Annotated in this window: 10 protein-coding genes and 1 tRNA gene; 2 read left to right on the top strand and 9 right to left on the bottom strand. The window is 70.0% G+C overall.

All coding sequences use genetic code 11. The annotated features are described in order from the left end of the window. Positions 1-39: 39 nt before the first annotated feature. The 7 genes from pknB to E6A21_RS15390 are packed head-to-tail and all read right to left on the bottom strand — an operon-like array spanning position 40 to position 9,739. A complete protein-coding gene (gene pknB, locus E6A21_RS15420) occupies positions 40-2,019 on the bottom strand; it encodes a Stk1 family PASTA domain-containing Ser/Thr kinase (protein WP_138445043.1) in 1,980 nt (659 codons plus the stop codon). A gap of 45 nt (positions 2,020-2,064) precedes the next feature. Next, positions 2,065-3,702 (bottom strand): serine/threonine-protein kinase, encoded by a 1,638-nt coding sequence (locus E6A21_RS15415; protein ID WP_138445042.1) that lies wholly within the window; start codon positions 3,700-3,702, stop codon positions 2,065-2,067. Next, a complete protein-coding gene (locus E6A21_RS15410) occupies positions 3,699-5,159 on the bottom strand; it encodes a penicillin-binding transpeptidase domain-containing protein (protein ID WP_138445041.1) in 1,461 nt (486 codons plus the stop codon). The genes E6A21_RS15415 and E6A21_RS15410 overlap by 4 nt, the downstream gene beginning before the upstream one ends. Then, positions 5,156-6,583, bottom strand: coding sequence for an FtsW/RodA/SpoVE family cell cycle protein (locus E6A21_RS15405; protein WP_138445040.1), 1,428 nt, complete (start codon positions 6,581-6,583; stop codon positions 5,156-5,158). Before E6A21_RS15405 ends, E6A21_RS15410 begins: the two co-directional genes overlap by 4 nt. Further along, complete coding sequence (locus E6A21_RS15400; RefSeq protein WP_246036564.1) at positions 6,583-8,463, bottom strand: PP2C family protein-serine/threonine phosphatase; 1,881 nt, start codon at positions 8,461-8,463, stop codon at positions 6,583-6,585. Before E6A21_RS15400 ends, E6A21_RS15405 begins: the two co-directional genes overlap by 1 nt. A gap of 2 nt (positions 8,464-8,465) precedes the next feature. Then, positions 8,466-8,942 (bottom strand): FHA domain-containing protein FhaB/FipA, encoded by a 477-nt coding sequence (locus tag E6A21_RS15395; RefSeq protein WP_138445039.1) that lies wholly within the window; start codon positions 8,940-8,942, stop codon positions 8,466-8,468. After that, positions 8,939-9,739 (bottom strand): FHA domain-containing protein, encoded by an 801-nt coding sequence (locus tag E6A21_RS15390; protein ID WP_138445038.1) that lies wholly within the window; start codon positions 9,737-9,739, stop codon positions 8,939-8,941. The genes E6A21_RS15395 and E6A21_RS15390 overlap by 4 nt, the downstream gene beginning before the upstream one ends. Positions 9,740-9,991: 252 nt before the next feature. On the opposite strand from E6A21_RS15390, the gene E6A21_RS15385 reads away from it, so the two are divergent. Next, positions 9,992-10,074, top strand: a tRNA-Leu gene (locus tag E6A21_RS15385). A gap of 78 nt (positions 10,075-10,152) precedes the next feature. Here the strand turns inward: E6A21_RS15385 and E6A21_RS15380 are convergent. Beyond that, positions 10,153-11,691: a lipase maturation factor family protein gene (locus E6A21_RS15380; protein WP_138445037.1), complete on the bottom strand. Its 1,539-nt coding sequence runs from the start codon at positions 11,689-11,691 to the stop codon at positions 10,153-10,155. Between the two features lie 57 nt (positions 11,692-11,748). Here E6A21_RS15380 and E6A21_RS15375 point away from each other — a divergent pair, with 57 nt between their 5' ends. Then, the gene (locus tag E6A21_RS15375) at positions 11,749-12,447 is read left to right on the top strand and encodes a dienelactone hydrolase family protein (protein WP_138445036.1); all 699 of its coding nucleotides are present in this window, start codon (positions 11,749-11,751) and stop codon (positions 12,445-12,447) included. On the opposite strand, the gene E6A21_RS15370 is transcribed toward E6A21_RS15375, so the two are convergent. Next, positions 12,444-13,982, bottom strand: a complete 1,539-nt coding sequence (locus tag E6A21_RS15370) for an MFS transporter (protein WP_138445035.1) — start codon at positions 13,980-13,982, stop codon at positions 12,444-12,446. The two genes, E6A21_RS15375 and E6A21_RS15370, sit on opposite strands and share 4 nt — an antisense overlap. Between the last annotated feature and the right edge of the window lie 38 nt (positions 13,983-14,020).

Below are 14,020 nucleotides of genomic sequence, written 5' to 3'. Positions count from 1 at the left end.
GCCAGGGCCGTGAACGGGCGGTGCACTGAACGGGCAGGATCAGCCGCCCAACCCGAGTCCGAGCCCGTTGCCGTTCCCGTTTCCGTGGCCGTTCCCGTTGCCGCTCGTCGAGCTGCTCGGGGTGCCGGTCGGCGACGTCGTCGGCGTGGACGCCGCGGTGGTCGCCGGGGCCGGGGCCGGGGCCGGGGGTGCCTCGGCGACCGTCAGGAAGACGGTGCCGCCCTGGTCGACGGCTTCGTTCGCGGCCGGGTCCTGGCCTATCACCGTGCCTGCGGCGGCCGTCGACGATGCCTGAAGCGTCACCTGCGCTTGGAGCTTCAGATCGGCCAGGGCAGCCTTGGCGTCGGCCTCCGTGCGCCCGACCAGATTGGGCACGGCGACCTTGCCGGTCGAGACCGTCAGGACGACCTGCGAGCCGATGGGAACGCTCTGCCCCGCCGGCGGATCAACACTGATGACCCTCCCGTAGGGGACGGTAGCGCTGTTCGCCGTCTTCGACTGGTCCGCGGGCACGAGGCCTATGGACCGCAGCATGTCCCGTGCGCCCGCCTCGGTATTGCCGATGATGGCCTGCGGAATGACGGCGGCAGAGGGACCGGTGGAGACCTCGATGACGATCTTCGTGTTCTTCGCGAGCTGCGAGCCGGCGGCGGGAATGGTGTCGATCGCGAGGCCCTTGGCCACGTCGGCGCTCGGCTTCTGGGAGAACTCCGGGTTGAGGCCCAGCTGCGTGAGCTTCGCGAAGGCGTCGGTGTCCTTCAGATTGGCGACGCTCGGGACGGCCACGTAGACCACCGCGGGCGGCTGGTTCAGGTAGCTGTACAGCCAGTAGCCGCCACCGCCGAGGACGAGGAGTGCTAGGACCAGGAGCAGGGCGATCCAGCCGCCGTGGCCCCGCCGGCGTCGCTCCCGCACCTCCGACTCGTCGTTGAACGGGAGCAAGCCATCGTCGTCGGCGGCCTCGACGGCCGGGAACTCGCCCGTGTCGCCGAGATGCGGGGAAGCCGGTTCGGGCACCTCGAGCGGCGCGGCGTATGCGCCGATGCCGGCAGCCGCAGCGGCGACGGCCAGCGCGTCCGTGCGCTCGTCGTCGTCGGCGGACGCGAGGCTCGGCAGGATCCGGCCGGCGCTCGCGGCCCGCAGCGCCCGCCGGAACGCGCCGGCGTCCTGGAAGCGACGGTCCGGGTCCTTCTGGAGCGCCCGGTCAAGAACGCTCTGCACGGCATCCGTGATCTCGGGGTTGAACTCCTGCGCCTTGGGCGCCTCGACCTGGACGTGCTGGTACGCCACGGAGACCGGCGACTCGCCGATGAACGGCGGGCGCCCCGTGAGGAGTTCGTAGAGGAGGCACCCCGTCGAGTAGAGGTCGCTCCTGGCGTCAACGGTCTGGCCCTGGGCCTGCTCCGGTGAGAGGTACTGGGCCGTGCCGAGGACGGCCTGGGTCTGCGTCATCGTCGCGCCGGACTCGGCTATGGCCCGGGCGATCCCGAAGTCCATGACCTTGACGCTGCCCGAGTCGTCGCACACCATCACGTTCGCGGGCTTGATGTCCCGGTGCACGATCCCGGCGCGGTGGCTGTACTCGAGCGCGGAGAGCACGCCCTGGACGTATTCGAGCGCCTTCTCCTGGTCGATCGGTCCCGAACGGACCAGCTCGCGGAGGGTCCGCCCGATGACAAGCTCCATGACCATGAACGGCACCTCGACGGAACCCGGATTGAGCGGGTCGGCCAAGCGTTCGCCCGTGTCGTAGACGGCGACGATGTTCGGGTGGTTGAGTGCAGCGACGGCCTGGGCCTCGCGCTCGAAGCGCACGCGCAGCTGGCGGTCGCGCGCCATGTCCGCGCGCAGCATCTTGACGGCGACGGTCCGGCCGAGCCGAGTGTCCTGCGCCTCGAAGACGTCAGCCATCCCGCCGCGGCCGAGCAACTTGCCCAGCACGTAGCGGCCCGAGAGAACGACGGGCTGCGGCATCGGCTCGTCCTCTCGTTCCAAGGGCGTATGGGTTGGCTGCGTCATGACCTCTATTTCCCCGGCAGGAGGGCCTGTTAGTCCAGTTTGGCCCTACCTGGTGGCAGAAGGCGTGGAGGTTGCTGCCGTTGAGGGTGTCGCGGGCGCGGCGTGGGTCGGGGTGGGCGTCGGAGTGGGGGTCGGAGTCGGCGCCGGGATGATCGCGTAGGTCACCGTGATCGTCGAACCGACCGGGAGTGCGCCCGTCGGGCTGAGCGAGAGCACCTCGCCCATCACGCCCTGAGCCTGCTGCACGGGATTGAGCTGCACCACGAAGCCCTGGTTCTCGAGCGCGCTCTGGACCGTGGTGTAGTTCTTGCCCACGTAGTCAGCCGCCGAGACGTTGATCGTCGACACCGTGGGCGTCGGGGTCGGCGTTGGCGTCGGCGTCTCCGTGGGGGTGGGGGTGGGGGTCTGCGAGACGGTCTGGGGGGCGCTCGACGTCGTGCTCTTCGCGGGCGACGAGAACAGGCCGAGGTTGCTGAGCAGGATGCCGAGCAGCACGAACAGCAGCAGCAGCACGAGGGCCACGAGCGGCCACGTGAGCGCGCGGCGGCGGCGCTTCTGCGCGGGGGGCGGGGCGACCTCCTCCTCATCGAGAGGGGCGTACAGCGGCGAGGCGCCGCCGGCGGCGTGGTCGCCCTCAACTGCCGTCGCGCCGTCGTCCGCTGCGACGATGGGGAGGGCCGCGGTCGCCGGGGAGGCGGCGTGCGCCGCTTGCGCCCCCGCTGCCGCGGCGCCGAGGCCACCCGCGAGGGCGGCACCGCCGACGACGGCGGTCGGCGCCGTGGCCTGGCGCACCGGCTGGGTCATCGCCTCAGTCGAGTCGTCGTGGAGCAGCATGCCCGGGACGGCCGCCTGGGCCGCGCGGATGTCGCCGCGGCGGATCGCCTCGGCGGCCTCGGCGAGCTTGATGGCGTTGGCCGGGCGGTTCCGGGGGTCCTTCGAGAGCATCGACATGAGCAGGGCGCGGACGGGCGGCGGGACCTGCTCGGGCAGCGGCGGAGGGGCGTCGTTGACCTGCGCGAGTGCGATCGCGATCTGGCTCTCGCCCGAGAACGGGCGACGGCCGGTGAGGCACTCGTAGCCGATGACGCCGAGCGAGTAGATGTCGCTCGAGCCGGTCGCCTGCTGGCCGGTTGCCTGCTCCGGCGCGAGGTACTGGGCGGTTCCCATGACCTGGCCGGTCTGCGTCAGGGGCACCTGGTCGGCGAGCCGAGCGATGCCGAAGTCCGTGACTTTGACGCGGTTGTCCGGCGTGATGAGCAGATTGCCGGGCTTGACGTCGCGGTGCACGAGGCCGCGGGCGTGCGCGACCGCGAGGGCACGCGCGGTCTGGGCCATGATGTTGAGGGTCCGGTCCGGGGAGAGCACCTTCTCCCGTTCGAGGATCGAGCTGAGCGGCTCACCCGGCACGAGTTCCATGACCAGATACGCCGAGCCGCTGTCCTCGCCGTAGTCGAAGACGTTGGCGATGCCGTTGTGGTTGAGCAGTGCCGTGTGGCGTGCCTCGTTGCGGAAGCGCTCGAGGAAGCCGGGATCCCCCGCGTACTCCTCCTTGAGGATCTTGATGGCGACGTTCCGCCCCAGCACTTCGTCGCGCGCGTTCCACACTTCGCCCATGCCGCCGATGGCGATACGGCTCTCCAGGTGGTACCTGCCGCCCAAGGTGATGCCCGACGTGGGTCTCACTTCTTCAACACCGCCTCAAAGATCTTGCTCGCGCTCGGACTGGTCAATTTGGCGCCCGTCAGGACGTCGACGCCCTCCATCACGACGGTCACCTGCACCTGCGGATTGTCGGCGGGGGCGAAGCCGGTGAACCACGAGTTGTTCAGGCCGCTCGTCCCGAGCTCCGCCGTTCCGGTCTTCCCGGCAACGCTGATGCCGGGGACCGCAGCCCCCTTCGCGATGCCGTTCGAGACCACTTCGCTCATCCACTGGGTGATCTGGCCCGCGATTGCCGGGGTGGTCGAGGTACGCAGCACTTCTGGCTTCGGTTCGTCCAGGATCCGAAGGTCGGGGCCCCGGACCGTCTTCACGAGGGACGGCTTCATCTCGACGCCGCCGTTCGCGATCGCGTCCGTCATGAGCGCGATCTGGAGGGGCGAAGCCTTCGTGTCGAACTGCCCGACGGCCGACTGGGCGAGCTGCGCCTGGTCGAGGTTCGTCGGCCACACACCGGACTGGTAGTCGAGGTGGAGGAGGTCTCCCGCGTCCTGGCCGAAGCCGTAGGCCGCCGCCTGCTTGCCGATCGCGTCCTGCCCGAGGTCGAGGGCGATCGAGGCGAACGGAGTGTTGCACGACTGCTCGAGGGCGAAGTCGAAGGTCGCCTGCGACTGGGTGTAGCAGTTGCCGCCCGCATAGTTCGGAAGCGTCGCGGAGCTGCCGGGGAGCTGCATCTGTGCCGGGTTCGGCAGCACGCTGTCCTTGTTGTACTTCCCCGAGGCGAGGGCTGCGGTCGTGTCCACGAGCTTGAAGACCGAGCCCGGCGCGAGCAGGTTGCCCGTCGGTCCGCTCACGCTCTGGTTGAGGTTGATCCCCGGGATGCCCTGGAGCTTCGTCATTGCCGCCTGGGCCGCCGCCTGATCATGGGTGGCAATCTGGTTCGGGTCGTAGCTCGGCTTCGAGGCCATCGCGATGATGGCGCCGGTCTTCGGGTTCGTGACCACGATCGATCCACGCATGCCGTCCGGGATGAGGCTGTACGCGAGCTGCTGGATCGCGGGATCGACGGTGAGCTCGACGGAAGCGCCGTGAGGCTGCTGACCGAGGAAGAGCTGCTTGATCCGGTCGAGGAGGAGCTGGTCGGAGGTGCCCGTGAGCGTCGAGTTCATGCTCTTCTCGAGACCGGTCGAGCCGAAGATGTCCGAGTAGTACCCCGTGAGCCCTGCGTAGAGGTCCGGCTGGAGGTACTGCCTCTGGTACTTGCACGTCTCGGAACCCGTCGGCACCGACTGCACGATCGGCTGGCCCGCGACGAGGATCGCGCCCCGGTCCTGGCAGAAGGTCTGCAGGATGGCGCGGTTGTTCCACTGGTTCGCATCGAGCGAGTCGGCGTCGACCACCTGGACGTAGCTGATGGAGCCCAGGATGAGGGCGAACATGACCGCCATGGCGACCCATGCGTTCCGGATGGCCTGGTTCACTGCTGCTTCACCGCCTGGGTCAGGGCCGTCTCGGGCGCGCTCGTACCCCAGGCGGACGACGACGTCTCCGGGGTCGGAGCCTCGTCCGGCGCGAGGGGAGTGGTGTCCACGGGGCGCCGCGCCGCGTTGGAGATCACGAGCACGAGGGCGGTGATGATCCAGTTCGCGAGGAGCGAGGAACCGCCCGCGGCGAGGAACGGCGTCGTGAGGCCCGTGAGCGGGATGAGCCGCGTGACGCCGCCGATCACGACGAAGCACTGGAGCCCGATCCCGGCCGAGAGGCCGCACGCGAGGAGCTTGCCGAAGGCGTCGCGGGCACCGATGGCGGCCCGCATCCCGCGGGTGACCAGCAGGGCGTAGAGCATGACGATGGCGAAGAGGCCCACGAGGCCGAGCTCCTCGCCGAACGCGGCGATGATCATGTCCGAGTGGGCGAACGGCACGAGGTCCGGCCGGCCCTGGCCGATTCCCGTTCCGATGAGGCCGCCGTTGGCCATCCCGAACAGTCCCTGGACGATCTGGTAGCTGCCGCCGTACTGGCGGCCGAACACGTTCGGGTCGAACGCATTGAGCCAGCCGTCGATTCGGAGACGGATGTGCGGGAAGATCACGCTCGAGGCCATGGCCCCCGCGAACATGAGCAGGATGCCGAGGATCGCCCAGCTCGCGCGGCTCGTCGCGACGTAGATCATCGAGATGAAGATTCCGAAGAAGAGGATCGACATGCCGAGGTCGTGCTGGAAGATCAGGATCCCGATGCTCGCGAGCCACGCGATGATCATCGGGCCGAGATCGCGGAAGCGGGGGAGCTGGAGCTTTCCGATCCGTCGTCCGGCGAGCAGGATGAGGTCCCGGTTCGTCGAGAGGTAGCCGGCGAAGAAGATGCCGATCGTGATCTTCGCGACCTCGCCGGGCTGGAAGGTGGACGAGCCGAACTTGACCCAGACCTGCGCACCGTTGATGTCGCCGGCCGTGATCCCTGGAACGAGGGGGAGGACGAGCAGGACTGCGCTCAGGATGAGCGAGATGTACGTGAAGCGCCGCAGCATCCGGTGGTCCTTGAGGAACCAGATGACGATGGCGGCGAGGGCCATCCCCACGACCGTCCAGCGCGCCTGCGCGTTGCCGTAGTCGCTCTGCGGCGTATCGAGCCGGTGGATCATGGCGAGCCCGAGGCCGTTGAGCGTCACGACGATCGGAAGGATGAGCGGATCGGCATACTTCGCGCGGAAGCGCAGCGAGATATGCAGCCCGAGAGATGCGGCGGCGAGGATGGAGGTCTCCATCCAGAAGTCGCTTCCCAGCTGGGTGCCCTCGTTGATGGCGGTCATGGCGTTCGCACCGCATCCGACGATGAGGGCGAGGATCAGCAGGACGAGTTCGATGTTGCGCCGCGGGCGCACGGCGGCGTCGACAGCGCTCACTATTGGCCTCCCAGACAGGGGTTGGTGGGCGACGGGCTGCTCGACGGCCCGGACGAGGGGCCGTTCGAGGGGTGCGAGCCGGTCGGCGAGGGCGTTGGCGACGGGTGCGGCGTCGGCGGGATGGCGCTCGCGGAGGCCGAGGGCACGGCAGACGCCGAGGCCGTCGACGACGGCGAGCTCAGGCAGCTTTCGGGATTGCTGCGGATGGCGGCCACGATGTCCTCGGCCTCCGAGAGGCTGTTTGCCGGGATGCCGGCGCGGAGCCTCTGCTGCTGGAAGTCGGGCAGAGTGCTCAGGACGATCTCCGTGGTGGCGTGCACCCTGGAGAGCGGGATGGGTCCCAGGGTCTGGGACACACCGTTGAAGATCGCCACGTGGTTGTTGTAGGCGCCCACGTAGTAGCGGGTCTGCGTCCACGCGTAGCCGAGCCATAGACCGAGCACGATGGCAACGGCCACGATCGCTGCGACCGCGAGCCTGATCCAGCGGCGCAGCTGGAGCCGCGTCGTCTCGGCCTCCGCGACGGGTTCCTCGACCTCGACTTCGGGTTCTGCCCGATGGGTGAGCAGCGCAGCGGCGCGCCGGGCGGCCGTCCTGCTGGCGACGGAAGGGAGGGAGCCGCTCTCGGCCGCGGCGGCCGCAGCGCCCACGAGCTCGTGGGGCCGGCTGTCCAGCTCGCGCCGGAGGACTTCCGCCGAGAGGTGGGCGCCGAGGTTCGGGTCCGTTGGGACTTCGTGCCGGACGCCGGACTCGTCGTCGGTCAGCTCGCCGCCTTCCGCTCCGCCCGGTCCGCCTCCGGCGCCCGCTGCTGCCGCACCCGGTGCCGCCGCGCCTGCCTTCCGGGGAGACTCCGTCTCGGAGCCAGCAGTTCCTGAGCCCGGGTTCCTTGCCCCGGGCCCGGCGGCCGGCGCCGCCCCGCCTCGGGGTGCGCCGTCGTCGTCATGCGCCGCTCCGCCAGAAGCAGTCTGGCCCGAACCAGGCTGGCCCGGAGCAGGCTGGCCCGGAGCAGGTCGGACCGAAGCCGCCTTGCCTGTGGGCGCCTCTGCTCGGGCCGCGGAGGTCACGGGAGTCCGCGCGGCGGCGGACGCTGTGACGGTCGCTGCGGCCGCTGGTGCGGAGACGGGCTTCTCGTCGTCGCCGGTCTCGGCCGCGACGATGTCCGCCACGATCACGGTCACATTGTCCGGGGCGCCGGCCGCGAGGGTGAGGGTGATGAGCTTGTCCGCGCACTCGCCCGGATCCTCGATGTCGCGCACGGTCCGCTCGACGATCGAATGCGGAACGTAGTTCAGGCCGTCCGAGCACAGGAGCCAGCGTTCGCCCTCTTCGACGTCGAAGGAGGTGAGGTCCAGCTCGGGGCTCGCGTCGACGTCGCCGAGGACGCGCATGAGCACGTTCTTGTGGGGGTGGGTCTCGGCTTCCTCCGGACGGAGGCGGCCTTCGTTGATGAGCCGCTGGACGAACGTATGGTCCACGCTCATCTGCTCGAACTTGTTGCCGCGCAGCCTGTAGGCGCGCGAGTCTCCGATGTGCGCGAACGCGAGCTTGGCCCCGTTGAGGAGGATGGCGGTGACCGTCGTGCCCATGCCGGCGAGCTTGGGGTTCGTGGCCACGAGCTCGGAGAGGAGGGAGTTCGCAGTCTGGATCTCGTCGGCCAGCACGGTGCCGGCCTCGCCGCTGGCCCCGTACCCGCCATGGTCGAGGTGGACGAGGTCGAGGACGGTGGAGGCACTCGCCACGTCGCCGCCGGCGTGCCCGCCCATCCCGTCCGCCACGACGGCGAGATGACGGCCCGCGTACGCGGAGTCGTCGTTCTTGGCGCGCAGCCTGCCGACGTCGGAACGGGCCGCGTACCGCAGGACCAGCTGAGTATCCGGCAAGATCAGGGCCTCAGCTCGATCACGGTCTTCCCGATGCGGATCGGGACGTTGAGCTCGACCGGCTGGGCGCGGGTGAGCTGCCGGTCAGCGAGGTAGGTGCCGTTCGTGGAGCCCAGGTCCTCGATGAACCAGCGGCTTCCCTGCGGGAACAGTCGGGCGTGGCGGCCCGAGGCGTAGTCGTCCTCGAGGACGAGAGTGGCCTCCTGCGCGCGGCCCAGGAGGATGGGGCTCTCCCCGAGCGCCATCCTCGCCCCCGCGAGCGGACCCTCGACGACGACGAGTTCGTGCGCCTGCTGCCGGGGCGGCGGGGGTTCCGCGAGGGACGGGTTCCTGCGGACCTCGCGCGCGCTGGGCGCCCCCGTCTTGTGGCGGCGCCCGACCAGGAGGTCGCGGCGCATCGCGCCCACGATGCTGAAGACGAGCACCCACATGAGCACGAGGAAGCCGAGGCGGAGGACGGTCAGCGTCAGTTCGTTCACGCCGAGCCCCCCAGCGGGGCCGGCAGCATCCGGAAGACGATGCGCGTGCGGCCCATCGAGATGGTTGCCCCGTCCAGGAGCTCGACCGAGCCGTTCACCCGCTCGCCGTTGACGTAGCTGCCATTGGTCGAACCGAGGTCGACGGCGTACACGTGGCCCTGGCTGCGGCGGATCTCGAGGTGGCGGCGGGAGACGCCCGTGTCGTCCACGACGACGTCGGCCTCCGACGAACGGCCCAGGACGACCGAATCGGCGTTGAGCGAATACCTCTGGCCGTCGATCTCGAGCACGGGGTGGAGGTGGAGGGCCTGCTGCATCGTCGCCCCGCCGGGGAACGCCCCGGCCGGGAAGCGGTTCGGCGCGGAGGGCACGCGAGGAGGCGCCGGCGGGATGGGCCGGCGCGCCGGAGCAGCGGGCGACGGCGCCGCGCTCTTCTCGGAGCGGGCCTTGACCTCGAACGAGCCGGGCTTGAGGTCAGGATCGTGCTTGAACGAGAAGCGGACCGGGCCCTGCAGCGTGTAGCCCTGCGAATGGGCGTGCTGGACGGCGACGTCGCACAGTTCCTCTGCGAGCGGCTGTCCCCATTGCTGGAAGCGGTCGAAGTCGTTGTCGCCGAGCCGGGCCTCGAAGACATTCGGGGCGAGCGTCCGGCCCTGTGAGATCGCGATGGCCTGGTCGTCCATGACGCGGCGCATGCGGCTCGCAATCTCGACGGGCTGGATCTGGGCGTTGCCTCGCGAGAAGACGCCGTGCACGGCCTTTTCGATGCCGAGCTCGAGGCGATCGAGCAGTCCCATGGCCGTCCTCCTCTCTCGGCTTGCCGTCAGTCGGAGCGCGCGGCGAAAGTGACGGGGCACGGGTGTCCCTCTTCGCTGCGCGTGCGTTCGATGCTTCTCCGATAGTACTGGCCTGTTGTGGAAACTCCCGACTCGCGCCCTCGGGGGTGCCACCGGAGCGTCCCTTCGATTTCTCATCCGTCGGGGGCTCGGCTATGCTTGAGCTCGCTGCTTTCGCGGGAGTGGGCCTCTGTGGCTGCCCGCGGACCGAAGGCGCGAGTGGCGGAACGGCAGACGCGCTGGCTTCAGGTGCCAGTGTCCGAAAGGGCGTGCGGGTTCAAATCCCGCCTCGCGCACAGCTGGAACCCCCGGTCCTGGGACCGGGGGTTCTGTTCTTTAATCGCGCCCCACTTTCAACCGCGCCCCGCTTGCCCCTATTGGGCCACGTCCCGCAGCTCGATCGGCCGGATGAGCACGCGGAGCGGGGTGATGTCCCAGCGCTCGTGCGTCTGCCGGAACCGCTCTCGGCTCGAGAACTCGTAGAGCGCGCTGCGGACCCGGATCCACCGGGGCCTCTCGCCGTCGAACGGGTCCCCGCGGAGGAGGCGGAGCGTCGGAGGGTCGGCTTCGAGCAGCCTGAACAGGAACGCATAGAACCACTCCTCGTGCACGGTGCGCAGCGGCAGGAACCACATGAGCCAGTCGAGGCGCAGGTGGTACGGCGCCCACTGCCGCGGGATCCGCTGGGCCTCCCCGGGCTTGCCCTTGAAGCGGTACTCGCGCCAGTCGGAATCGTCGGAGGGCACGTCGTCGAGCGTCCCCTCCACCACGATCTCGATTCGCCGCTTGGTCACGCTCCCGAAGGCCCCGTATGTATTGCCGAGCATCCAGCGGTTGAAGGCGGCATTCATGAGCTGGTGGCCCGAGAAGAGGTTCTTCGCGGGCCAGTAGCCGAGCACGGCGAGGAAGACGGCGGCGGCGAGGGCGACGACGGCCCACAGCCAGGAGAAGACGTCGCCGGGGTAGCCGGTGGGCTCCCCGAGGCCACCCGCGAAGAGGCCTCCTGACCAGACGCCGTCGGACCGCGTCGCCGAAACCGCCCACGGCGCTGAGGAGTACCGAACCGGCGTGAACGGGAAGGCCGCGTGCACTACACGGTCGCTCACCGCGGAGAATGCGAGCACGATCGCGGACCAGTTGAGCCACGCGAAGTTGCCCGAGAGGATGAGCCACAGCTGGGTCACGATGACGATTGCCGCCGCGATCGTTGCAAGGGGCTGCGGGGCGAACAGGAAGAAAGGGACCACAAGCTGCGCGAAGTGGTTCCCTACGGCCTCGATCCTGTGCAGCCGCTTGGGCAGCAGGTGGAACTGCCTGCTGAGCGGTCCTGGCATGGGCTGCGTCTCATGGTGGTAGTAGAGGGCCGTGAGGTCGCGCCACTCCTGGCCCCCGCGGATCTTGATCATCCCGGCACCGAACTCGAGGCGGAACGCGAGCCACGCGGTCACGAGGAGGATGGCCGTGGGGGGCGGGCTCTGGTCCGAGCCGAGGAAGGCGACGGTGAAGCCGGCCTCGAGCAGGAGCATCTCCCAGCCGAAGCCGTAGAACGTCTGGCCGACGTTCACGATGGACATATAGAGGGCCCACAGGACGAGGAACGCGACGAGCGGAATCCACGGCGGCCCGAGCTGCGGGATTCCGAGGACGATGAGTCCCGAGATCACGAGGCCGGCGGCGCACATCCAGCGCAGGAGGCGGTCGGAGTAGGCCCAGCGGAAGAGCGTCGGGCGGCGGAGGCGGTGGAACGCCGTGACGAAGTCCGGAACGGGGAGCAGGCCGCGCTCTCCGAGGAGGGCCGGGAACTGGTTGAGGCTCGAGAGGAACGCGACGAAGTACAGGGCGGCGACACCCCGCTGGAGCACGATCCTCGCCAGCTCGTAGTCTGGCGCGCTGAACCAGAGCACCCAGTCCATATACCCACGCTACGCTGCGGGTGCGCGCGCGGGCAGCATCGACGCTAGCGTGGTCGAATGAGCGAACAGAGGCCATTCCAGAACGTCACCTTCCCCTCCGCCGGCCGAGAGGCGCACGGCTACCTGGCTCGGCCCGAGTCGGGCTCGGGGCCGGGGGTAATCGTCATCCAGGAGTGGTGGGGGCTTGTGGACCACATCCGGGACATCGCCGACCGCCTTGCGGCCGAGGGTTTCGTGGCCCTCGCCCCCGACCTCTACGGTGGGCGCGTCGCGCACGACGGCGCCGAGGCCGCGCGGATCATGCGCGACCTTCCCGAGGAGGAGGGCGCCCGCCTGCTCGCCGGCGCGGTCGACTACCTGCTCTCCCTCCCCGAGGTCACGAGCTCGACCGTCGGCGCGATCGGCTTCTGCATGGGCGGCGGCTTCGTCCTGCAGCTCGCAGCGCAGCAGGGCGAGCGGGTGAGCGCGGCGGTGCCGTTCTACGGCGTCGGCCAGGGTGTGCCGAACGACTTCTCGGGGGTCCGCGCCGCGATCCAGGGGCACTACGGCGAGCACGACCGCGGCTACCCGGCGGCGGAGGCGCGCAAGCAGGCCGAACAGATCCGCCGAGAGTCCGGGGCCGAGGTCGAGTTCTTCTTCTACGACGCGGGGCACGCCTTCGCCAACGACTCCAATCCCCAGGGCAACTACCGCCCGGAGGCGGCGAGGCTCGCCTGGTCGCGGGCCGTGCAGTTCCTCAAGGACAAGGTCCGCTAGGAGACCCGACGGCGGGCTGGTGGGCGAAGGGTTAGGCGCACGACGCCGGCCGCGGCCAGCATCAGGACGGCACCGATCGCCGCGGTAGCCGCAACGCCGGAGTCGAACGCGTGGAAGGCGGATGCGAGCAGCTCGGACGCAGGGCCGCGCGGAAGGAGCGGTGCGGCGTCGACCGCTCCGCCGAGGGTCTCGCGGGCCCTCGCGGCGGAGGCCGCCGGGAGCCCCTCCGGGACCACGACGTTGAGCCGGTACGCCGCTCCCAGTACGCTGCCGAGGATCGCCGTGCCGAGCACGGCCCCGAGCTCGTACGCGGTCTCCGAAATGGCGGACGCGGCGCCTGCCTTCGAGGGCGGGACGCTCGCGATGATCAGGTCGTTCGAGAGCGTTTCGGCGAGGCCCACGCCCGCGCCGACGATGGTGAACCCCGCGAGCAGTGCGGGCAGGGACCCGTCGTGGCCGAACGCGAGGACCACGCCGTAGCCGAGCGCGTCGAGCAGGAGGCCCGCGACCATGACGGTCGGCGCCGAGAACCTCGCGGCGAGGCGCACGGCGGCCAGGCCGGTCACGATCGTGAGGGCGAGGCCCGGGAGCATGAGCAGCCCGGCGCGCAGTGGGGATTCGCCGGCGACGAGCTGCAGGTGCTGGGACAGGAAGAGCGTGAACCCGACGAGCGAGAAGATGCTCAGCAGGTTCGCCGCGAGCCCCGAGCTGAAGGCGGGGTTGCGGAACAGCTGGACGTCCAGCATGGGCTGTGGCCGCCGGAGCTGGCGGCGGACGAAGGCCCAGCCCGCACCCAGGCCGGCGGCGAGGACGAGCGCCGCGGAGGCGCCGCCGTCGTGCGCGATCTCCTTGATGCCGTAGACGATCGCGGTCGCCCCCCCAGCGATCAGGAGGATGCTCGGCGGGTCCACGGGCGACGGCGCGGGGTCGCGGGACTCGGGCACGAGCACCGGGGCGAGCACGAGCAGCGGGACGAGCGCCGGGATGGCCAGGAGGAACACCGAGCCCCACGCGAAGTGCTCGAGCAGCGCACCGCCCACGAGCGGGCCCAGTGCCGCGCCACCCGAGTAGCTCGCCGCCCAGATGGCGACGGCGAGCCGGCGCTCGGCGTCGTCCGCGAAGATGTTCCGGATGAGCGAGAGCGTGGCGGGCATGATCATCGAGCCGAACACGCCGATGAGCGCCCGGGCGGCGATGAGCTGGGCCGAGTCCGTGGCCAGCGCCGCGACTGCAGAGACAACGGCGAAGCCCGTCGCGCCGATGAGGAGGATCCGCCGCCTTCCGATACGGTCGCCGATGCTGCCCATGGGGACGAGGAGTCCCGCGAGGACGAGCGCGTAGACGTCCACGATCCAGAGAGCCTGAGTGCTGCTGGGCTGCAGGGCGAGTGAGATCGAGGGGAGGGCGAAGGCGAGCACGGTGTTGTCGACGGCGATGAGCAGGACGGGGAACATGAGGGTCGCGAGCGCGAGCCAGCGCCGGGCGGCCCCGGCAGGTGCAATGCGGGCAGGAATGGACGTGGCGGCCTGGAACATCGACATCTCCTCTCGGGACCCAAGCGGCTTCGGGTGAC

Source organism: Sinomonas susongensis (assembly GCF_005877005.1).
GTDB lineage: Bacteria > Actinomycetota > Actinomycetes > Actinomycetales > Micrococcaceae > Sinomonas > Sinomonas susongensis.
This window is presented reverse-complemented; position numbering and strand designations above follow the sequence as displayed.

Coding starts and splice junctions, on each gene's coding strand:
- pknB (WP_138445043.1), bottom strand. CDS start 2,019: ATGACGCAGCCAACCCATACGCCCTTGGAACGAGAGGACGAGCCGATG.
- E6A21_RS15390 (WP_138445038.1), bottom strand. CDS start 9,739: ATGGGACTGCTCGATCGCCTCGAGCTCGGCATCGAAAAGGCCGTGCAC.
- E6A21_RS15380 (WP_138445037.1), bottom strand. CDS start 11,691: ATGGACTGGGTGCTCTGGTTCAGCGCGCCAGACTACGAGCTGGCGAGG.
- E6A21_RS15375 (WP_138445036.1), top strand. CDS start 11,749: ATGAGCGAACAGAGGCCATTCCAGAACGTCACCTTCCCCTCCGCCGGC.
- E6A21_RS15370 (WP_138445035.1), bottom strand. CDS start 13,982: ATGTTCCAGGCCGCCACGTCCATTCCTGCCCGCATTGCACCTGCCGGG.